We start from the raw sequence: 21,960 nt of genomic DNA on the forward strand, positions 1-21,960 counted from the left end.
TCTTAAATTTCTGTTAACGTGCTGCAAATCAAGTTAAGCTCCGTATATTACCTGTTAAATACCGGTTATCAGATGGAGAAAGCAAAAGGATCCAGGGCAGTTGGTAAAATAGTGTTACAAACTAACTGCGTTTCCATATTTTTTGATGAGCCCGAAACACTGACCATACAATGGCAACGGCAGATAGATTATGAAGAGCGGAAAGAGATATTTCTGTGGGCCCGTCAGTTTTCTATGGATCATAAAGTTAAGAACTGGTTGATTGATGATGAGGAACTTTACATCATGACAACCCAGGAGAAAGAATGGATCGAGAATGAATGGCCTGAGCTGGCTGCCGAAGCGGGCCTGGCAAAAATAGTAGTTTACCTGCCCGACTATAACTTCAGTAGCATCCAAACCCTGACAGATTTTACACGGCGTGCCCAGCAAAACTATAATCGGCTGGGCGTTACGCAACACGAAGTTTTTACTGATTACCAGACAGCCCTCACTTGGCTCGCTTCTTAAACTATAGTTACTTTTCTTAAGTTAGTCAGTTCTGTCGGTTTGGTTTACTAGTTGCGCTTTAATGCAAAACTATAGTTTAAGGCCAACAGCAAACTATGCCACTCCATACCTTTTTATAGAAATTTATTTACTTTAGCTGCTATACCGTGCAAAAGTGTTTTGCAGCCGTACTATCAGCTAAGCATGAGCAGACCAAACAAATACCAGCTGGCTTTTTTTAAGTGGCGCAGGAGGCAAAGCAATAACCGTATCATGCCTTTTGTACTCAGCGTGGTAGTTGGGTTAATAGTCGGGCTTTCGGCAATCCTTATCAAAACCATTATTTTTTACATCGAGCAGTACGTAGTATTCTTTGCACCTAAAATTTTATACTTCCTGCTGCCGCTCAATGGTTTCCTGCTGGTTACGTTCCTTAACCGCAATGTATTCAGCAAAACGGCCTATTTCAGCGGTGCCCGCGATGTTATCAAAGCTATCGAAAACCACTCTTCCATCATCCGGCTACGGCTGGTGTATACCAAGTTTGTAACTACAGGGCTTACCATTGGCTTTGGCGGAAGTTCGGGTGTAGAGGCGGCTATTATCTCGAGCGGGGCTGCGGTGGGCTCTAACGTGGGGCGTTTTTTAGGGCTTGGTTACCGGTTACGCACCCTGTTAATTGGCTGCGGCGTGGCTGCAGGTATTTCCGCGGTGTATAACGCGCCTATGGGAGGCTTCATTTTTGCTCTCGAAACTATACTTCCCGAATTTACGCCTACTTTGCTTATCCCGTTACTGGTCGCTGCTGCTGCCGGTAAGATCCTGTTTGAGTTTATCATGGGCGAGCACCTGCGCTTCGAGGTACTGCTAACCGATTTTGCTTACGAACAGATTCCGCTGGTAATATTGCTGGGCATACTGGGTACGCTGATGTCTAATTACCTGCTCCGCACCTATAGTTATTGTGCCCGGTATTTGTCGCGCATCACCAACGCGTATGCACGCGCGTTAGTAGGGGGGCTGGCGCTGGGCAGTATCATCTACCTGTTCCCGACCATGTATGGCGAAGGCTATGTAAGTATAAATGCGCTGCTCAACAACGAAGAACGAGCCCTGTTTGTAAACTCGCCTTTTGCCGCTCTGCCCAAAACCGTCTGGTTTAATTTGTTGTTCTTTTTCCTGGTAACATTGGTAAAACCCATTAGTACAGGTATTTGCGTTAACTCGGGTGGCGAGGGTGGCTATTTTGCACCTTCCATTATTACGGGTGGCTTACTGGGTTTCCTGTTTTATAAAGTGGTGATCCTTATTTACCCGGGTTCACCCATCAACCTGGCAACGTACATGTTTTTGGGCATGGCCAGCGTTTTTGCCTGCATCATGAATGCCCCGGTAACTGCCATCTTCCTTGTAGCCGAAATTACGCAGAGCTACCAGTTGTTTGTGCCACTAATGCTTGTTTGCGCCGTTTCGTACTTTCTGAAATACTATAGCGAAAACCTGAGCCGCACGGTAGTAAAACCAGAGGGCCAAAGCAAAGCCTTGCGCGTAGACCGTATCCTGCTAAACCAGTTAAATATAAAGCAGTTGGTAGAGAAAGATAAATCGCCGGTGCAGGAAAACGCCACATTCCGGCAGGTGGTAGAGAGCTTTGCAAAGTCTAACAAAGATGTGCAGCAGGTGCTGGACGACCAGGGAATGCTGAAAGGAATTATAACGCTGAACGATTTCCGGCAACGGTTAGGCGATATCTCTAACTATGATACTATACTGGCCAAAGACCTGATGCACCCACCCGAGGCTGTGGTAGAAATGGACGAATCTGCGGCAACGGTGCTCGATAAATTTGATACCTATAAATTATGGTCGCTGCCTGTGGTGCGCAAAGGGAAATTTAAAGGCTTTATTTCTAAAAGCCGCCTCCTGACCCAATACCGCAAAGAACTGACCCGCGTAAACAGGTTCTTCTAACTTGTCGAAACTATAAAGTATAGGCCATACTTGAAGTTATAGTTGAAATTGAACCTGTTTAGAGTTTCCGCTTATAATGTAAAACCTGCCGTTGTTGGTGTTTTCACCGACAACTATACTTTAACCTATTGGTGCTTGCTGGTGAAAACACGCAGCAAGGGCGGCAAAAAGGATTTTCTTTAAAAACTTTAAATAGCTTCATTATAAAAGCCCTGCAAACTTATGTCTGCAGGGCTTTTGTTCAGCATAATCTACACTTAGGTAAGCTTACTTTTTAGACGATGAGCCCGGTACCGGGAAACCACGGTCGCGCATCAGGGCATCAATTTTGGCATCGCGGCCACGGAACAATCGGTAAGCCTCGGCTGGGTCCATAGAGTTGCGCGGTGCGAACAGGTATTTTACCAGTTTAGCGGCTACATCTTTATCGTAGAATCCACCCGGTGCTTCTTCAAATGCTTCTGAAGCATCTGACGTCAACACATCGGCCCACAGGTAACCATAGTAACCGGTTGCATAACCTTCGCCGGAAAATACGTGGCCAAAGTGTGGCGTGCGATGGCGCATTACTACTTCTTTCGGCATGTTCATGGCAGCCAGGGTTTCACGCTCAAACTTATCAGGGTCTAAACCGTTCGGGTCAGCCAGGTGCAGTTTCATGTCCATAATAGCTGATGCCAGGTACTCGGTTGTTTCGAAGCCCTGGTTAAACGTAGCTGCTTTTTTGATCTTGGCTATCAGGTCAGCTGGCATTGGCTTTCCTGTTTCGTGGTGCTTCAGGAACTGGTTGATAACCTTGTCAGTAGACAACCAACGCTCCAGTAACTGCGACTGGAATTCGGTGTAATCTCTTACGCCACTGTTAAGCGTAGGGTATTTTACGTTAGCCGACAGGAAGTGCAGCGCATGGCCAAACTCGTGGAAGAACGTAGTTGCATCGTCCCAGGAAACCAGTACAGGCTCGCCCGGTGCAGGCTTCACGAAGTTAGAGTTGTTAGATGCCAGTACGGTTTTTTTACCATCGAAAGTAGTGTGGGCACGGTAGGTAGTAGCCCATGCACCAGAACGCTTGCCCTGGCGTGCGAACGGATCCAGGTACCACAAACCAATGTGCTCGCCAGTCGTTTTGTCGGTTACTTCCCATACTTTCACATCCTCCTGGAAAACCGGAACTTTGCCTTCCTCAACAGGAGTAAATTTAAAGTTGAATAGCTCGCCGGCTGTAAAGAACATCGCCTGCGTCAGGTTGCCCAGTTCCAGGTATTGCTTTACTTCGTCAGAGTTCAGGTCATACTTTTGCTTGCGCACTTTTTCGGCGTAGTAGCGGTAATCCCAGGGAGCTATCGTTATCTTGGTCTTGCTGGTAGCGTTGGCTACTTTCTGCATGTCTGCTACTTCCTCTTTTACGCGGGCAATGGCGGCAGGCCAAACGGCATTCATCAGGGCCATCGCGTTTTCAGGGTTTTTGGCCATACGGTTTTGCAGGCGCCACTCGGCATAGTTATCGTAGCCCATTAGTTTTACGCGCTCGTTGCGCAGTTTCAGTATTTTGGCAATAATGGCGTTATTGTCTTTGTCGTCGCCATTGTCGCCACGCGAGTAGTAGGTGTTCCAAACTTTTTCGCGCAGGGCACGCTCATCCGAATAGGTCAGGAACTGGTCCATGCTGGAGCGGGTGTTCGTAACGGCATACATGCCTGGCTTGCCACGGTCGGCGGCTGCTTTGGCTGCTGCTTTTACAAAATCCTCCGGCAAGCCTTTCAGCTGGTCCTTGGTCAGGTAAGTTACATAGTTCTCTTCATCAGCCAGTACGTTGTTACCGAATGCGGTGTAAAGTGAAGAAAGCTCTTTATTGATCTCGGCATAACGCTTTTTAGCTTCCGGGCTCAGGTCAGCGCCTTCCATGGCAAAGCCTTCGTACACCAGTTGCACCACGCGCTGCTGGTCGGCAGGCAATGGGTTCTTCTGCGAGTTCTCGTACACGGTTTTAATGCGCTGGAACAGTTTCTCGTTCTGGTTTATTTTAGAAGAGAATTCAGAAATTTTAGGGGCCAGTTCGGCCTGTACTTTACGGAACTCCGGAGTAGAAACATTGCTTCCCCAGATGCCATAGTAGGTAAAGGCGCGGTTCAGTTCTTCGCCGGCACGCTCCATTGCTTCAATGGTATTCTCGAAGGTAGCAGGAGCAGGGTTATTTGCTATTTTTTCGATTTCGGCCAGTTGCAGTTCCATGCCACGCTCCATCGCAGGTTTCAGGTCTGCCAGGTTCATTTTATCGAAAGCCGGAACGCCACCGTAAGGGCCTGTCCATTCTTTCAGTAGCGGGTTAGTTTCAGCTTTTTTCTGTTCCATAGCAGTTGGTGTTTGCTGCGATTGCTGTGTAGTTGTGGACGTACAGCTTGCAAGGGCCAGCACAGCCGCAAGGCCTGTAACTTTCCCGGTTCTCATTATTTTGTTAGCCATAAATAAGTTATAGTTGGTATATCGGAGCAGTACAAAGTGCTCCATTGGTCCTGACAAGTTACAAAAAACGTGCAAGATTGTTTATACCCCGCTTTATTATCACCTTAAACTGCTGTCATAACTTTACACGATAGCATTTTACGTTGCCGCAATGACAAACATCATATTCTGGTAACTATAGTTTACGGAGCTTTGCCTGTTATTTTAAGATGTATGCAACAAGTAAACTATAACCGGGCCATTGCGTGGTGGCTGCTGAGCGGAGCGCTCCTGATACTGGCCATGGTCGTGATTGGCGGCATTACCCGCCTTACTGGTTCGGGCCTGTCTATAGTTGAGTGGAACGTGATTTCGGGGACTTTGCCACCTCTTAGCGAGACTGCCTGGGCCATTGCGTTCGAGAAGTATAAGCAGTTCCCCGAATTTCAGAAACTCAACTTTAACATGACGCTTAGCGGCTTCAAGAATATTTTCTGGTGGGAGTACCTGCACCGCTTACTGGGGCGCATTATTGGCATTGTGTTTATTGTACCGTTCCTGTACTTCTATGTAAAGAAACAGTTTTCGCGCTGGTTGCTCAGGAGGCTGATGTTTATACTTTTACTGGGTATGGCGCAGGGGTTAATGGGTTGGATCATGGTAAAAAGTGGCCTGAACGAGAATCCCCATGTAAGCCATTTCCGGCTGGCGGCTCATCTTTGCCTGGCCCTCACCCTCATCGGAACAATCCTCTGGACAATAGCCGACCTGGTTTTGCCAAAGCAACTACATACTTCTGGCAAACTGGCAACAACGGCTACAATAATGCTCGGAGCTATAGTTCTGCAGATCATATTAGGGGCATTTGTTGCAGGCCTAAAAGCTGGTTTTTCCTATAACACCTACCCACTTATGAACGGCGAGTTCTTTCCATCGCATGTAACAGAAGGGTTGAGCTTAGTTGGGTTACTGGAAAATGGACCAACAGTTCAGTTCATTCATCGCTGGGTAGCTATAGTTGTTTTATTGGTTGTGTTATACTTCTGGTACAAGCATAAACAGGTTGCCACTTCAAGGTTTATAGCCAGGTTAACCAATGTTTTGCTGGTAACTATACTTCTACAGGTAGTGCTGGGGATCGTAACACTTTTGCTGGCAGTGCCTGTAACTATAGGCGTGCTGCACCAGGTTGTAGCCGTGCTGCTTTTTTCGGTGGGAGTATTGCTGGTGCACCAACTGCGGCAGGAGTCTGCGCAATCTATAGCCTAACAGCAGGTAAACTATAGTTTGGTGTTACTGCCATAGCAGCTTTAATGGGAGCTGATTAAGGTCAAAAATTTAAGTAACTTTTATTTCCAGCTTTAGTATTGCTATATTTCCGGCTTAATAAGATGCATACAGAATAAATTACAAGCGACGCATGGTACTAGAAGAGAATAAGACAAAACTTTTTAAAGAATTAGCAGAAGAGATAGCAGCAAAAGGTTTTATAGTAGAAAAGGAAGACCAGACACGTCCGTGGGGAGGCTTTTTTGTGATAGACGAGAACCAGGCCCAGCGCTTTGCAGATACCTACTTTAACGGCATTTCCATAGACGATCTTAAAATATCAGGTAAACTAAGCCCTAAGATATTAGTTGTAGCCCCAGACAAACGCTTGTCGTGGCAATACCATCACCGCAGAGCCGAGATATGGCAGGTAATTAAAGGTACGGTAGGTGTTGTTACCAGCGACACCGATACCGAGGGTGAACGCAAAGTGCTGAACGAGGGCGATCTTATAAAACTACAGCAAGGCGAACGCCACCGCCTGGTAGGCCTCAGCGATTGGGGCGTGCTGGCTGAGATCTGGCAACATACCGACGCTGCTAACCCATCAGACGAAGACGACATTGTACGGGTGCAGGACGATTTTGGCAGATAAGCTATACTTGCTGACCGCACTAAAGCAGAGGCCGCTATTTTTTTAGCGGCCTCTGCTTATTTATACTTTGCTATAGTTGCACCAATAAGTATAGTTAACGTCATTTAAGTACATTTTTATAATTTGCAGGTTCGTTGATCCGTTATGGCCTGAATTTAAACATCCTAAATGAACATCCTTAAAAACCTGAAGATTAGAGATAAGCTACTGTTGATGCTTTCGCTGTTGCTGTTTCCGCTTATATATTTTGTGGCCTCAACTATCAGTACCGAAATAGAGGAGAATGAAAAACTTAAAAAGGAAGCCATACAGTTAGACGAATCTGAGAAAATATCGGTGCTGGTACATGCCTTTCAGAAAGAGCGGGCACGTATTCTGGCAGCTGCCGGTGGAAATGAGGCATACATGGTCGAAGCTAGGTCGCAACGGAAGATAACCGATGCCGCCGAACATCAGCTAAAAGAATTTCTGGTGGCTTCAGGTTCAACATTGCCGGAGTTATCAAAACTGGACGATCTGAGAGCATTCCGCCGCGACCTAGACCAGAACAGGCTGGATGTTACAGAATTCAGGCAGTATTCGTCTGCTTTGATCTTTGATTTCCTGAACAGGATGGATGCAAATGCAACAGGCGTTAGTAATGTTGCAATCGGTAAACAGCTGACAAGCTTCAGAAATCTGGCAGAAACCAAGATACAACTTGCCCGGATGCGAAGCCTCCTGATGATGGCGATACAGGATAAAAGGTTCACACTTGATAGCTATGCACAATTACATAGTCAGTATACGTTCTACAATACTGCCTTAGAGGGTTTTACGAGATATGCGGATGCTGCTTCATTAGCGGATGTGCAGAATATCCTGTCTTCGGGAAACTACATGAAAGTGGCCAGAATCTTACAGGATATCGAGGAAACACCTGAGCTTGATCTGACAGCATACAACACCACCCAAACCTTTAACCTGTTTACACAAAGTATAGAAGACTATAGAAAGGCCGAAATACAGCTGATCAATAGAATTAAAAAGCAGGTAAACGATGAGATCAGGAGCAAAGAACAAAACCTGACCGTTCTGGTGATCGTGATTCTGCTTATACTAGGGTTAACAAGTATCCTTTCTATCTACATTATCAACCTGATTTCAACCTCGCTTTCTAAGCTTAAAATTGCCGCCGACCGCATTAAATTAGGTGCTACCGATGTAACCATTGATATACAGAGCAAAGATGAGATAGGGAGTGTGGCTTCATCTTTCCGGGGAGTACTGAACAAAACTGTTGCGTTATCGCAGGTGGCGCAGGCTATTGGGCGGGGCAAATACGATGTAGAGGTTACTGTGCAAAGTGAGGAAGATGTGCTGAGTTATGCCATCAGAGACATGAAGGATAACCTGAAAACCTTTACCACCGAAAACGCCAACCGTAACTGGGTACTTACAGGCGTAGCTGAGCTTAGTAATTTAATGGGTGGCGAAGATTCCCTGGAGAAAGTATCATCGCTGGCACTTTCGTACCTCTGCAACTATACCGATTCAGATGCGGGTGTTTTATACCTGCACAACGATGGCGGCAAACTACAGCCAGTGGCCGGTTATGGCGTACAGAACAAAGAACAGCTGCCTGCTTTTGAAATAGGAACCGGAAAAGTAGGGCAGGCCGTTAAGGAAAGAAAAATAAAATTGCTGGAACAAGTGCCGGAGGAATATCTGCGCATCCGAACTGGTTTGTCAGATATTGAGCCGGCGACTGTACTTATTTTACCGCTATACTTTGGCAATACGATAGTTGGGGCATTGGAGCTGGCCTCGCGCCAACCATACAACGAGGTAAAACGCCGCCTGTTAGATGCAGCTGCCGAGCGCATTTCGGTGCTGATCTATACCTTAAAGGCACATCTGCAAACCCAGGAACTGCTGTACGAAACCCAAAACCAGGCCGAGGAACTGGAAACCCAGCAGGAGGAACTACGCCAGCTGAATGCCGAACTGAAAGCATCGGAAGAAGAGCTGCGCGTAAACCAGGAAGAACTGCAGGAAAAGAACGCCGAACTGGAAGAAAAAGCACAACTGCTGGAAGAACAATACGAGGCACTGAGCGGTAAAAACAAAGCCCTGGAAGATGCCCGTGAAGCAATAGAGTTGAAGATACAGCAGGTAGAAACAGTAAGTAAGTATAAGAGCGATTTCCTGGCGAACATGAGCCACGAGTTGCGCACGCCGCTAAACTCTATACTTATACTCTCAAGGCTACTGGCCGATAATAACGAAAACACCTTATCAACCAAACAAATCGACCATGCCCAGATCATTCATAAATCTGGTAACGACCTACTCAAGCTGATAAACGAGATACTGGACCTGTCGAAGATTGAGTCGGGGATGATAAAGCTGGAGACAGATGAAGTGAAACTGGAAGAGCTTTCGATGGAGCCGTTGTTCCGCGAAATGGCTGCCAAAAAGAATATCCATTTTAAAGAAAGCTACATACCAGGCAATTTTGAAACTATAGTTACCGACCGTTTTAGGTTAGAGCAGATACTGAAAAACTTTATAGGCAACGCCATGAAGTTTACCGATCAGGGCGGTGAAGTGGAACTGGCCATTTACCCGGTTACAAGCAAACCTAAATTCAGGTCGGAGCAGTTGCGCGAGCAAACCGATATTGTAGCCTTTGCGGTGCGCGATACGGGTATAGGTATAGCCAAAGATAAGCAGGATGTGGTTTTTGAGGCATTCCAGCAGGCCGACACATCTACCACGCGCAAGTATGGCGGAACCGGCCTGGGGCTAACTATAAGCAAAGAACTGGCAACCTTGCTGGGTGGCGAAGTTATACTTGAAAGTGAGCCGGGCAAAGGCAGTACCTTTACGTTATACTTGCCTAAAACACCGGTAGCTACCGAAACAAAACAGCCTTCTGCCTACAGGCAACCGGAAGTAAATACAACTGCACCCAAACCAGAGGGCAAAATAGGCGGCATCAGCCAGATGTTCCATAAAATAGACCAGAGAGACAATAAGGATACCTCGGTATTGATTGTGGAAGACGACAAAGGCTTCAGTGATATTCTGGCAGATTTTGCAGTAGCTAAAAACTTTAAAGTGCACCAGGCCTATACCGGAACTGAGGGCCTGAGACTTGCCCGTCAGGAGAAGCCTGATGCCATGCTACTTGACATTCACTTACCGGATATGAGTGGCTGGGATGTATTGAAACAGGTTCGCGAAGACAAGGAACTGCGCCACATAAACGTGCACGTAATGTCGGCTTACGACAAGGAGGTGATAGGCGAACATGGCAACAACGAAGAATACCTGCCAAAGCCAGTAACCTTGGAAATGCTTAATAAGGCGTTTACTACTATTTCAACTACTTCCGGGTCCTCTATCGAGAATATCCTGATCGTGGAAGATAACGAGATCGAGAACCGGGCTATATCGGAGCTGTTGCTGGCGCATGGGCTTAAATCTACCTCAGCTTACTCTGCTGAAGAAGCGGAACAGATACTGGCCAAGCAGAAAGTAGACTGCATTATACTGGACCTGAACCTGCCAGGCATGAAAGGCTACGACTGGATGAAAAAGATCAAATCGCAGACCGGCCTTTCTGATATTCCGATCGTCATTTACTCGGGCAAAGACCTGAACGAAGAAGAGGAAACTGCCCTGAAGGAATTTGCCAACACCATCATAATCAAAAACGAATACTCGTACCTGCGCCTGCTTGATGAAGTACAGCTGTTCCTGCACAAAGTAAACCAGAAGCTGCCTGCCGGTAAAGACTTTAAAATGAAGCTGCACGTGCCGGAAGAGGTGCTGCGCGATAAGAAAGTGCTGGTTGTAGACGATGATGTGCGAAACATTTACTCGCTGAGCAGTTTGTTGGAACTACATGGTATGCAGGTAATAGTGGCCTACGATGGTAAAGAGGCGCTGCAAAAGCTGGAGGAAGAGAAGGGTATAGACATGGTGCTGATGGATGTAATGATGCCGGAAATGGACGGTATTGAAGCAACAAAACGAATCAGGGCAAACGCTCGTTTTAAGCAGTTGCCGATTATTGCGCTTACCGCCAAAGCCATGAAAGAAGACAAAGAGAAATGCCTGGAAGCAGGAGCCTCCGATTATATTCCTAAACCAGTAGATACCGACAAGTTGCTTACTTTAATGCGGGTATGGCTGTATGAAGCTTGAGAACGAAGCGCATTTTGAGCAGGATGTAGAGGAGCTTATCAAAGAAATACATGCCCAGTACGGGTACGATTTCAGTGGCTATGCCCGGGCATCGGTGTACCGCAGGATAAAACGGTTCCTGGGCCAGAAGCATCTAACCTCGATGGATGCCTTACGGCAAGCGCTTTCAACGGACAGTTATTTCTTTGAGATTTTTCTGCAGGAGGTGACCGTTAACGTGACTGAGATGTTCCGCGATCCGTCGTTTTTCCTGTCGTTGCGCGAAAATGTGTTGCCTATACTTAGCACCTATCCGTTTATAAAGATATGGGATGCGGGCTGCTCTTCGGGCGAGGAGCTTTTTTCGCTGGCTATACTTTTAAAAGAAGAAGGCCTGCTGGACCGCACCAAAATTTATGCAACCGATATAAACCAAAGAGTGCTGAAACAGGCAAAAGAAGGTATTTTTTCGGCAGCTAACATGCCTGCTTATACTTCGGCGTATTACGCAGCGGGGGGTAAACAGGAATTTTCGAGCTACTATAGCAGCAACTATGGCAGCGTAAAGTTTGATTCGTCGCTGGTTAAAAACGTGATCATTTACCCGCATAACCTGGCCACCGATTTCTCTTTTAATGAGTTTCACCTTATAGTTTGCCGCAACGTGCTGATCTATTTTAACCGGGAATTGCAGGAGCGTGTGTTCAAACTTTTTGATGAGAGTATGGTGAGCTTAGGCTACCTGGCGCTTGGGAAAAAGGAGACCCTGGCCATGTCGGAGATCAGTTCTAACTATAACTTTGTAGACAAGCAAAACCGGATCTACCGGAAAATTAACTGATGGAAACATCATCCAAAGTCATTGTGATAGGAGGGTCCTGGGGCGGGATTCAGGCTTCGGTAACTATACTGAAAGGGTTGCCGGCCAACTATAGCATACCCATTATACTGGTGCTGCACCGCCTGCGTAACTATGACGGCAACCTGCAGGATGTCTTTAAACATAAAATTGCCCTGAAGGCCGTGGAAGTAGAGGAAAAGGAAATGCTGTTGCCGGGCCACGTATACCTGGCGCCTTCCAACTACCATGTGCTACTCGAAAATGATCATACCTTCTCGCTGGACGACTCGGAACTGGAGAATTATTCGCGGCCATCTATAGACGTTACCTTTACCAGCGTTGCCGATGTATACGCCCATAACACAGTAGGTGTACTATTAAGTGGTGCCAGTAAAGACGGAAGTTCAGGATTAAAGCATATCTTTGAGAAACAAGGTATAACTATAGTACAGGACCCAAACGAGGCAGAAATTGAAACCATGCCTTTGGCAGCCATCGAAAACGTGCCCGGCTGCACTGTCATGAACTTAGAGCAAATACAAGCATTTTTACTTTCCCTACATGATCACTGACGAACATCTTACTCCTTCGGCATTAGCATCTGACTTGCATCAGGTAAAGATCCTGTTAGTGGACGACAAGGCGGAAAACCTGGTTAGCCTGGAGAGTTTACTTTCTAAGGAAGATGAGCATATTACCTACCTTTTTGCCAACTCCGGCGAAGAGGCCCTGAAAATTGCGTTACAGGAAGAACTTGCCCTGATACTGCTGGATGTGCAGATGCCCGGTATGAACGGGTATGAAGTGGCACGTTACCTGCGTGATATTTCCAAGACAAGGGATATTCCGATCATATTTGTAACGGCTATAAACGAGCAGGATGCACATGTAATTGAGGGTTTTGAGGCCGGCGCCGTGGACTTTCTTTTTAAGCCGCTGCACCCTTACATTACCAAAGCCAAGGTTTCTAACTTCGTTAAATTCTACCTGCAGAAAAAAGAGCTGGAGAAAGTAAATAAGCTGACTCTGGAGATAAACCTGGAACTGGAAGAACGTGTAAAAGAGCGTACCAAAGAGCTTACCCGCGTAAATAAAGACCTCGATAATTTTGTATACACCGCCTCGCACGACCTGAAAGCGCCTATCAATAACATAGAAGGTTTGATGAAGGCGCTGGACGAAACATTGCAGGAAAAGAACCTCGACCTGGCAGATGTTACGCCCATCATGGACATGATAAATGACTCGGTAGGCCGCTTTAAAAATACCCTGCTGGACCTGACAGAAGTTGCCAAGGTACAGTATGAAGAAGCCGCCGGAAAAGATACAGCCAACTTTAAGGAGATACTGGAAGATGTAAAGCTGAACATCAAAGACCTGATACAGCGTTACGAAGCAACTATAGTTGAGGATTTTTCGCAGGCTCCGGAGATGCTGTTCTCTAAAAAGAATCTGCGCAGCATCATCTATAACCTGGTATCAAATTCTATAAAGTATAGCTCCCCGGACCGCAAACCCGAAATAAAGGTGACAACCTCGCCGGCAGAAGGTGGCGTTTTGCTTACCATTCAGGACAACGGCCTTGGGCTTAGAAAGGAGGACCAGGCAAAAGTGTTTGATATGTTTAAGCGCCTGCACTCGCATGTAGATGGTACGGGTGTTGGCCTGGCTATAGTTAAGCGTATAGTTGAGAACTGCGACGGACGAATTGAATTTGAGAGTGATCTGGGAAAAGGGTCAGTTTTCCGTATTTATTTAAAATAACACCTTAGCTATAGTTACCTGGTTAAGACGGCAAGCGCCTTTTTATTGCTATGAACTCTGTAAAACTTAGCACTTACTACAGGCTTTATGCGTTCTCCGATTACCAAAGTATGCAGGCGGGTAAGCGATATTTACAGCGGGTGGTGCTTGCAAAGGCTTTGGTAGAAGTGCAGGAGAAAGAAGTACGTACCTACCTGCAACGCAACAACACGGGCGGCTATAAAAACTACCTCGAACCCGTATTTACAAACCGAACCTACTTTTCCGCTGACAGGTCTTTTATTTCTGCGCTGCAATTACTTTACAAAAGCAACGGCTACTCGGCCAGGTACATTGTAGTAGAGCGACTGTAAGCTGTTTTCATTATCCTTAAAATATAAACAATACAACGATGGAAGAACGCCATACCCGCGATAAAAAAGCGATACAGCAACTATACAACGATATACTTCCCGCACTGGGACAGCACATACACGAGGCTTTGGAACCTGTACTTGCTTTGTTTGAGAACTTTACCCTGGAGCGCCTGTTGGATACCTGGACCAAAGACCCTACGGACAATGAGAAGGAGGTAAGTTTAGACAACGGCAACATTCAGAACCTGGGCCTGAAGCTACGGCTGGAAGGATTTAACCAGGGCAGTGTAGCACCATTTGACATGACCAAAGACCTGCTCTTTAAACTGGAACACGACAGCTATACGGTTGGGCCTAACAAAAATACTACATGGATGGAGAAAGCTTACCTGCAGCGCTGGAGCGTACCAGAATTTGAAAGTATAGCCGGCAAGTGGACCGATGAACTGGTAGACGAAATAACGGAGAAGCTGCAGGGGTAAATTTAGCGTAAGCAACTTAAGTTATGTAAATACTGTTTAGCTCCTTCGCACGTTCTCTCTTTGATTGGTCGGTAAATCTTGCTAATTTAAAGAGGGCGTTTAAATTATACTACTGAAAAGAGAAGGAGGCAGCTATGGCACAACAGAACTGGAAATACATTGCAATAACGTTAGTTATAGTGGTAGGCCTGCAATTGTTTAGCCACCAGCAACTGATTAAGGCAGGTAGTAATGGCCTTTCGGCAGGAGACGAAAGTAACACGTCGGTTATCAGGTCGCCAGGTGTGCCTGTTGCACTTAGTTTTGCCGGCGAACCGGTACCACTGCAGGTGCCTGATGTGGCTGAGCGCCTGGACCGTGAGCTTCTGGTTAACTCTTATCTGCACGCTACTACCTTGCTCGGCCTGAAACGCATGCAGCGTTACGAGCCTGAGATCAGAGCTATACTTAAAGAAAACGACATACCCGAAGACTTTATATACCTGGCGCTTGCCGAAAGCCTGTTCGGGCAGGTTACTTCGCCAGCAGGGGCAGCTGGTTTCTGGCAACTGATGCCTGACACCGCGCGCGGTTATGGCCTTATAGTTAATAGTGAAGTAGACGAGCGTTTCCATGTTCGAAAAGCTACATATGCCGCTATAAAATACCTGAAAAGCGCAAAGAACCGCTTCGGCTCCTGGACTAACGCAGCTGCTTCGTATAACAGAGGCATGGGTGGCCTGGATCGTGCCCTGCAGCAACAAGGCGTAACCAGTTACTATGATCTTTACCTCAACGACGAGACCTCACGCTACCTATTCCGTATTCTGGCTTTAAAAGAGGTGTTGGGTAACCCACAAAAGTATAGATTTGAACTGCTGGAAGGGCAAGGCTACCAGCCACTGCCAGCCCGCACGGTTAAAGTTACCTCCACCATCCCTGACCTTGCCAGCTACGCACTGCAGCAAGGCACCAACTATAAAACCCTGCGCCTTTATAACCCCTGGATAAAAGACTATACTTTGACTGTGGCGCAAGGAAAGGAGTTTGAATTGTTGTTGCCTGCTAAGGGGGATTAGAAACTATAGTTAAAACTTGTAAATAGATTTAGCTAATAACTAAAAAAGCCTTGCAAATTTTCATCTGCAAGGCTTTTTTAGTTTAGTGGTACCCAGAGCCGGGGTCGAACCGGCACAACCGAAGTTATTGGTGTTTGAGACCAACGCGTCTACCAATTCCGCCATCTGGGCTTGTTAGTTCTCAGCTTTGGTTTGGTAGTGCCCAGAGCCTGTAGTCGAACTAAAAATGTTGTTCCTCTTTCAGGAACGTCCTGCAAACTTAGATAAAGTTTCCTGAATACGCAACAGGTATTTTTTCTTCAGATAGTAGGTTTTTACTTCAGCCAGCGCCTCTTCTTTTGTAAAGCCGTGTAACTCAGGGTATCGCTGCAACACCGGTAAAATATCGTTATCCAGTTGGGCAACTATACCTGAGCTTTTCTCGCCTATCTCGTGCAGTTTGGCTGCATCAAAATCAAATTCAAGTTCCATCAGCTCCTCGTTAATCTCCATCATGTCCATCAAAAAGTCCGATGGTATTTCGTTTTTGCCTTCCTCCAACAAGCTATGTTCTTTTAAAACATACTGCATGCGCAGGTCAGCATCCGAAAGGGTGCGGTAAGCATTGGTGTTAAGCGTAGACAGTTGTAGGATTTCCTGTTGCTTTTCAGGTGTTTCGTTCGCGTAAAAGTCCGGATGATACTCGCGGCTAAGCTGGTAATACTTGTTCTTTATGGCTTTCTCGTCAAGTAAAAAGCTTTCAGGTATGTTATAAAACTCGAAGTAGTTCATAGTTCAGTTATAGTTATTAGCCTTCATTAGTAGCAATAAAAGCAGTTATTTATTCCTGTAAAGGTACATTAAAAGGCTATAGTTTGTTTTATGCATAGTGTAAGTTCTGGTGGCAGATGCTGTTGGCCGGGTCCAACCACTCCTGACGCCTCAGCGCTACGCTTGCTACCTTCTAACTTTCGTTCCCGGTAGTCTAAGCTGGGGAGCTTAACCTCACCCCAGCCCTCTCCAAAAAACAGGAGAGGGAGTTTAAGCCTTGCTATAATTTGATTTATAGTTTCATAGTTACAGACCACGAGGCGGACAGGTCGCGACCTGTCCCTACGAAAATACAACAACGATCAATCTCGAAGCTTACTAGTTCAAACTAAAGATAAGCGGTCAATAGTAGAAAGATCGCAGTCTTTGGGTTGAGCGCCTTTGACTTGTTGCGGTGGCGTGAGCCAATCCGACGTAGGAGGATAGTAAGAAGGCAGCAGCGCGATGCCCTTGTCGAGGGCCCCTACCCCCAAGACGGGGCCTCGCGGCCGTGAGGGCACCAAAGCTATAGGTGAAACGATAGGTAACTAAAGCTCCCAGGATTACAGGTGATTTGAAACGAAGGCTTTTTTCAAGTTAGCAAGAACTTCAACTATAGGGCAAACAAGATATCTCGGCTGACACTTGGAATGACAAAAGAGAAACTATAGAAAAGCAGACGCTAGCAGGAGCTGCGCACGCTGCTAGGTCTGTAAGTTTTATACTGCTACCTGCACATTAGACCAGGCCTGTGGCTTATCGGCGAAGAGTGCTTTAGTGGCTTTCCATACCTGCCCAAACAGTTCGGAGTCGCGGTAGTTGTTCAGGTGTACTTCCGAGTCCCATAAACTGTAGGTGCTGTATATATTCGGGTGGTTCAGGTCCTGCAAAAGCTCTACATGGTTACAGCCTTCAAATGCACGTATCTTTTCTTTAGAAGTACGGAAAATCTCCAGAAATTCCTCCGTTTTATCAGCCTGAAAGGTCATCCGGACGATGCGTATCAACATAATTTTGAATAATTGAATATTGAATAACTGAATTAAGAAGTAAAGTTAGGTTTTATACCAGCCTTATTCAATCATTCAGTTATTCAACAATTAATCTAACTCCCCGGGTAAAAACGGACATCTATCTGCGAATCAAAGCCTAAACCGAGCAGCTCTGCCGCATGCCCTTTATTTATACCGATGCATAACTGGTTTTGCGAGTTAAAGATGCAGCAGCAATCGCCGTCGTCAACCTGGGTATAGTTGGGATGGATACGGCCAATCGTTTCGCGGCCAAAATGAATTGTAAAGGTTCTGCCATGCGCTATAGTATCAACACTGTCCCGGGTTATGTTGGTTATCAGGTTTCCGTAGCGGTCAACGTGAATGACGTGGCCCATAATGGAGTGGTCGTTAAGGCGCAACTGGCGGTTAAGCAGCTGGCGAATTGTGGTAGTTCGCTCGCCCAGCACTTCAATATCGCCGCCTTTGGCCAGGTACAGTGCTGCTGGGGCAAGCAGGTCTTTTACCGGGAAAGGCAAATACGGGTCCTGCGCATTTAGTTCTACCACCAGTTCCGGTTGCCCGTCCGTTAGTAGCGAGAGCAGCCCGTTATCGGGTAGTAAAAAGTAATGCCCCTTGTGGCGCGCCGCATGAAACCTGCCTGTTTTGCTGCCATGTGTATCTACGCCAACCAAATGTACAGTGCCTTCCGGAAAATCCTGGTAAACGGAGCCCAGTACATATTCGGCGTGTGCGATATTAAATGGCTCTATAGCATGTGTTATGTCAACAACCTTGCAGTCAGGGTCTTGTGAGAGTAATTTTGCTTTTACCGCTGCCACGTAATGGTCGGTATATCCAAAATCAGATAGAAACGTAATTACAGCCATCTTTAGAACTATAATTTAGATAAATTTGTAAGTATATAAACCAAATTTCTTTAAATTAAAGAAAATATTACCAACATTCTATATAAGAGCTAAACATTTGGTAGAGAAAGTAATAACACTCGAAAATATTTCCCTGATCGACTTTCTGGGAACCGAAAATCAGAATATTAAACAACTCGCTGCCGCATTTCCGAGCAGCAAAATCATATCAAGAGGTAACGAGATCAAAATACAGGGCCAGACGCCTGAGATCACCAAAATACACGAAATACTTTCGTCGCTGATCGACCATTACCATAAGTTCGGGAAGATTACGCATAACAGCGTAAATAGATACCTTTCTGCGGATTCTTTTACCGACGAAGAAGTTATAGTTACATCGCCGGACGTGATCGTGTATGGCAGCAAGGGTGGCGTGATAAAAGCGCGCACGCCTAACCAGCAGCGACTGATTGATGCCGTAGAGAAAAACGACCTGACCTTTGCGCTGGGACCTGCCGGTACAGGTAAAACCTATGTGTCGGTGGCAATGGCCGTGCGTGCGCTTAAGAACAAGGAAGTGAAAAAGATCATCATCTCCAGACCAGTAGTTGAAGCCGGCGAGAGCCTTGGTTTTTTGCCGGGTGATATGAAGGAGAAAGTGGATCCGTATCTGCGCCCGATCTACGATGCCCTTGAAGACATGATACCTGTTGAAAAACTGAAGTATTACCAGGAAAACAAGATTATCGAGATTGCGCCGCTGGCTTACATGCGTGGCCGTACCCTGAACAATGCCTTTGTATTGCTGGATGAAGCCCAGAACACGACACCAGCGCAGATGAAAATGTTTTTGACCCGCATGGGCCCGAACGCTAAAGTAATGGTAAACGGCGACTGGTCGCAGATTGACCTGCCACGTAACCAGCGCTCCGGTTTAATGGAAGCCCTAACCATATTGCGTGGCGTGAAAGGTATTGGCGTGGTGGAGATGAATGCCGATGATGTGGTGCGCCACAGACTGGTAAAAGACATTGTGAATGCCTATACCAAACTGGACGAAGAAAAACGTGCCAAGCGCGATGCTCAGGCCGAAGAAGACGAAAAGAACGGTGTGGAAACCAACAAACGTTTCAGAAGTAACGGCAGAGTATAGTTTACCTATGATACAGGTTATTAGAGTAGCGCAGGAGCAGGATCTGGACAAGGCTTTCCGGATACGGGAGCAGGTGTTTGTAGAAGAACAACAAGTACCACGCGATGCTGAAAACGATGCTTTCGAAACTATAGCTAACCACTACCTGGCAACTTATGAAGGCGTACCATGCGGCGCAGCCCGTTGGCGCACTACCGATGATGGTGTAAAACTGGAGCGCTTTGCAGTGCTACCAGACTATAGAAACAAACAGGTGGGCGCAGAAGTGTTAAAGGCTGTTCTTAATGATGTGAAAGCCGAGCAAAACGGCAAGAAAGTTTACCTGAATGCGCAGTTGCCGGCTGTTAACTTTTACAAACGAAATGGCTTTGTAACTGAAGGCGACATGTTTACAGAATGCGATATACAACACTATAAAATGGTATTTGCCGGCTGATGCTGCAATGGGCGCCATACCCGTTCCTGCGGATTGCGCTTAGCTTTATAGCGGGTATTTTACTATACACAACTATAGGTGAAGATGTCAGGTTTGCCCCTGAGGTCTTCACCTTTTTTGTTGCTTTGTTTCTTGGGTTGTATGGCTATTCACGCATCTATAGGTCAGCTGAAGTGAATGCCTGGATGGGTATAGTTGGGTTGGTTTGTTTCGCGGCTGCCGGCTATTGGGTAACAGAACTTCGCACGCCGCACCTGCAGCAGGATCATCTCTCAAACCTGAAGGAAAAGCCAACTTACTATACTGGTGTAGTTAATGATTACGTCATTCAGAAGCCCGGTTATCAGCGAACTATACTTGCAGTTGATAAGGTGTTGGTGAATGGAAAGTGGCAGCCCGCAAGTGGGCAGGTGCAGGTTACGGTGCCGCACGACACCCCTGAAGATTATACATTTACCTATGGCGATAAATTGCTTATAAAAGGTTCTCCGCTACCCGTTGGCGGACCGCTTAACCCAGAGCAATTCAACTATAAAGAATACCTGCAACAAAAAGGAGTTTATCATAAGCAGAATCTGCAGACCAACCAGTTTGCACTGCTCGGAAACGCGCCACCCAATTACCTGCTATATGTAAGTATAAAAATGCGCCGTTACTTCGAGGAGGTGATCAAGCAGAACGTGCCAGCCAAACGGGAATACGGCATTGCTACAGCGCTTATACTGGGTGTAAAAGACGACCTGGATAACGCCATCCGGGATAGTTATGCCGCTACCGGCACCATGCATGTGCTGGCAGTTTCGGGGATGCATGTGGGCCTGATATTCGGCGTATTTCTGCTACTGTTTAAAAACACAAACCTGAATAAAAGCCAGCGGTTGCTTTTTGTATTGCTGGTGCTGGGTTTGCTATGGCTCTATGCTTTCCTGACGGGGTTATCGCCATCGGTGCTGCGCGCCGTGGTAATGTTTAGCCTAGTAATGTTGGCGATGGTGCTGAGCAAACGGCATAACATTTATAATACCTTGGCCATTACGGCATTCCTGCTTCTGTTTTATGACCCTTACCTGCTTTTCGATGTAGGTTTCCAGTTGTCGTTCCTGGCGGTGTTAGGTATTGTAGCAATCCAACCCGGTATTTATGGTTTGCTTAATGTAACGCCCTGGCTCCCGGACAAAGTATGGGAACTGTTTTCGATTGCGGTGGCAGCCCAGCTCATAACCTTGCCGTTGGGTATCTACTATTTTCATCAGTTTCCCGTGTATTTCTGGCTAGCCAATATTGTGGTAGTGCCGCTTTCTACATTGGTTTTGTATGCAGGGTTGGCGGCATTGGCATTCAGTTGGGTGCCTTTACTTTCAGATGCATTATTTGCTCTCCATTTCGGGCTTATCTGGGTGATGAACGAGTTTAACCTGCTGCTCACCAATTTGCCAAATGCACTCATTAATGGGCTGGATATTACAGCGCTGCAGTCGTGGTTGCTCTATGCAATACTCGGGCTTTTGGTCTTGTTTATAGTTCAGAAGCGATTGCTTTACCTGGCAATAGCCGTAGCTATCGTTGGTGTTATTTCGGTGCAGCAAATTCTGGAAACGATAGACCAGCAAAACCAAAAGTTGATGGCAATTTATAGTTTGCGCGGCAGCACCGCACTTGGCTTTATCGAAAAACAGGAAGCTACACTTGTAACCGACAGCACGCTGCTGAACGACCGGCAAAACTATACTTTCAATATTCAGGCGCACCTATGGGAGCTAGGTGTTACAGAACCTGTATTCAGTGTAGTTGGAAAAAATCCTTCAAAACTTGCCAGTGTTCTCTCCCAAACTCTGCCCGACGGAAATGAACTACTTGTCTGGAAGCGAAAGAAAATACTCCTGGTCCGGAAACCGCTGAAGTTACAGCCTGTGGCAGATCTGACATTTGACTATATTATACTGATGCAAAATGTAAGGTTAAAGCCTGAAACTTTAAAGCCGTTTAAGTTTAAAACGATAATGCTGGATGGCAGCAATAAGCCCTGGTACATATTCCGGATGAAGTCAGAACTGGCAAAGTATAAATTCCCGGTTTATGATGTAACTATGCAGGGAGCATTAGTGCAGGAATTATAGTTCCTTATTTGTCATTTCGAACAATGTGAGAAATCTGGGTTCTATAGTTAAATTCTATTTTTTTCACTTTTGTCATTCCGAGCGTTAGCCGAGGGATCTTA

At 46.3% G+C, this 21,960-nt stretch carries 18 protein-coding genes and 1 tRNA gene; 14 read left to right on the forward strand and 5 right to left on the reverse strand.

The genetic code is table 11. The annotated features are described in order from the left end of the window. The first annotated feature begins 72 nt into the window (after nt 1-72). Together GWO68_RS05015 and GWO68_RS05020 are read left to right on the forward strand one after the other, a co-directional pair. Entirely contained in the window at nt 73-510 is a 438-nt protein-coding gene (locus GWO68_RS05015) for a hypothetical protein (protein ID WP_162345330.1), read from the forward strand. 183 nt (nt 511-693) lie between these two features. After that, nucleotides 694-2,460 (forward strand): chloride channel protein, encoded by a 1,767-nt coding sequence (locus GWO68_RS05020; RefSeq protein ID WP_162345331.1) that lies wholly within the window; start codon nt 694-696, stop codon nt 2,458-2,460. Nucleotides 2,461-2,727: 267 nt separating this feature from the next. Here GWO68_RS05020 and GWO68_RS05025 read toward each other — a convergent pair whose 3' ends face one another. Then, nucleotides 2,728-4,923, reverse strand: coding sequence for a M3 family metallopeptidase (locus tag GWO68_RS05025; RefSeq protein WP_162345332.1), 2,196 nt, complete (start codon nt 4,921-4,923; stop codon nt 2,728-2,730). Nucleotides 4,924-5,136: 213 nt separating this feature from the next. Here GWO68_RS05025 and GWO68_RS05030 point away from each other — a divergent pair, with 213 nt between their 5' ends. From GWO68_RS05030 to GWO68_RS05070, 9 genes are all read left to right on the forward strand, one after another. After that, a complete protein-coding gene (locus GWO68_RS05030; RefSeq protein ID WP_162345333.1) occupies nt 5,137-6,171 on the forward strand; it encodes a COX15/CtaA family protein in 1,035 nt (344 codons plus the stop codon). Nucleotides 6,172-6,322: 151 nt separating this feature from the next. Next, nucleotides 6,323-6,826, forward strand: a complete 504-nt coding sequence (locus tag GWO68_RS05035; RefSeq protein WP_162345334.1) for a cupin domain-containing protein — start codon at nt 6,323-6,325, stop codon at nt 6,824-6,826. 168 nt (nt 6,827-6,994) lie between these two features. After that, nucleotides 6,995-11,020, forward strand: a complete 4,026-nt coding sequence (locus GWO68_RS05040; RefSeq protein WP_162345335.1) for a response regulator — start codon at nt 6,995-6,997, stop codon at nt 11,018-11,020. Then, entirely contained in the window at nt 11,010-11,840 is an 831-nt protein-coding gene (locus GWO68_RS05045) for a CheR family methyltransferase (protein ID WP_162345336.1), read from the forward strand. The genes GWO68_RS05040 and GWO68_RS05045 overlap by 11 nt, the downstream gene beginning before the upstream one ends. Then, nucleotides 11,840-12,412, forward strand: a complete 573-nt coding sequence (locus tag GWO68_RS05050) for a chemotaxis protein CheB (protein WP_162345337.1) — start codon at nt 11,840-11,842, stop codon at nt 12,410-12,412. Before GWO68_RS05045 ends, GWO68_RS05050 begins: the two co-directional genes overlap by 1 nt. Then, nucleotides 12,402-13,604: a sensor histidine kinase gene (locus GWO68_RS05055; protein ID WP_162345338.1), complete on the forward strand. Its 1,203-nt coding sequence runs from the start codon at nt 12,402-12,404 to the stop codon at nt 13,602-13,604. Before GWO68_RS05050 ends, GWO68_RS05055 begins: the two co-directional genes overlap by 11 nt. A 50-nt stretch (nt 13,605-13,654) precedes the next feature. Beyond that, nucleotides 13,655-13,957: a hypothetical protein gene (locus GWO68_RS05060; RefSeq protein ID WP_162345339.1), complete on the forward strand. Its 303-nt coding sequence runs from the start codon at nt 13,655-13,657 to the stop codon at nt 13,955-13,957. Nucleotides 13,958-13,995: 38 nt separating this feature from the next. Further along, a complete protein-coding gene (locus tag GWO68_RS05065) occupies nt 13,996-14,442 on the forward strand; it encodes a hypothetical protein (protein WP_162345340.1) in 447 nt (148 codons plus the stop codon). A gap of 134 nt (nt 14,443-14,576) precedes the next feature. Next, entirely contained in the window at nt 14,577-15,500 is a 924-nt protein-coding gene (locus GWO68_RS05070) for a lytic transglycosylase domain-containing protein (protein WP_162345341.1), read from the forward strand. Nucleotides 15,501-15,586: 86 nt separating this feature from the next. Here GWO68_RS05070 and GWO68_RS05075 read toward each other — a convergent pair. The 4 genes from GWO68_RS05075 to GWO68_RS05090 all read right to left on the reverse strand — a co-directional run bounded on the left by GWO68_RS05075 (nt 15,587) and on the right by GWO68_RS05090 (nt 18,171). Continuing rightward, nucleotides 15,587-15,671: transfer RNA gene (locus GWO68_RS05075), tRNA-Leu, on the reverse strand. Nucleotides 15,672-15,740: 69 nt separating this feature from the next. Further along, a complete protein-coding gene (gene hscB, locus GWO68_RS05080) occupies nt 15,741-16,271 on the reverse strand; it encodes a Fe-S protein assembly co-chaperone HscB (protein WP_162345342.1) in 531 nt (176 codons plus the stop codon). Between the two features lie 737 nt (nt 16,272-17,008). Further along, the gene (locus GWO68_RS05085) at nt 17,009-17,299 is read right to left on the reverse strand and encodes a putative quinol monooxygenase (protein ID WP_162345343.1); all 291 of its coding nucleotides are present in this window, start codon (nt 17,297-17,299) and stop codon (nt 17,009-17,011) included. Between the two features lie 95 nt (nt 17,300-17,394). Continuing rightward, on the reverse strand, nt 17,395-18,171 hold the full coding sequence (locus GWO68_RS05090) for an SAM hydrolase/SAM-dependent halogenase family protein (RefSeq protein ID WP_162345344.1): 777 nt from the start codon (nt 18,169-18,171) through the stop codon (nt 17,395-17,397). Between the two features lie 97 nt (nt 18,172-18,268). On the opposite strand from GWO68_RS05090, the gene GWO68_RS05095 reads away from it, so the two are divergent. From GWO68_RS05095 to GWO68_RS05105, 3 genes are read left to right on the forward strand one after another with little or no spacing between them, the layout of a single operon-like run. Then, nucleotides 18,269-19,306 (forward strand): PhoH family protein, encoded by a 1,038-nt coding sequence (locus GWO68_RS05095; RefSeq protein WP_162345345.1) that lies wholly within the window; start codon nt 18,269-18,271, stop codon nt 19,304-19,306. A 7-nt stretch (nt 19,307-19,313) separates the two neighbouring features. Continuing rightward, nucleotides 19,314-19,742 (forward strand): GNAT family N-acetyltransferase, encoded by a 429-nt coding sequence (locus GWO68_RS05100; RefSeq protein WP_162345346.1) that lies wholly within the window; start codon nt 19,314-19,316, stop codon nt 19,740-19,742. After that, nucleotides 19,742-21,859: a ComEC/Rec2 family competence protein gene (locus GWO68_RS05105; protein WP_162345347.1), complete on the forward strand. Its 2,118-nt coding sequence runs from the start codon at nt 19,742-19,744 to the stop codon at nt 21,857-21,859. Before GWO68_RS05100 ends, GWO68_RS05105 begins: the two co-directional genes overlap by 1 nt. Nucleotides 21,860-21,960 lie beyond the last annotated feature (101 nt).

This window comes from Pontibacter fetidus (assembly GCF_010119545.1).
Lineage (GTDB): Bacteria > Bacteroidota > Bacteroidia > Cytophagales > Hymenobacteraceae > Pontibacter > Pontibacter fetidus.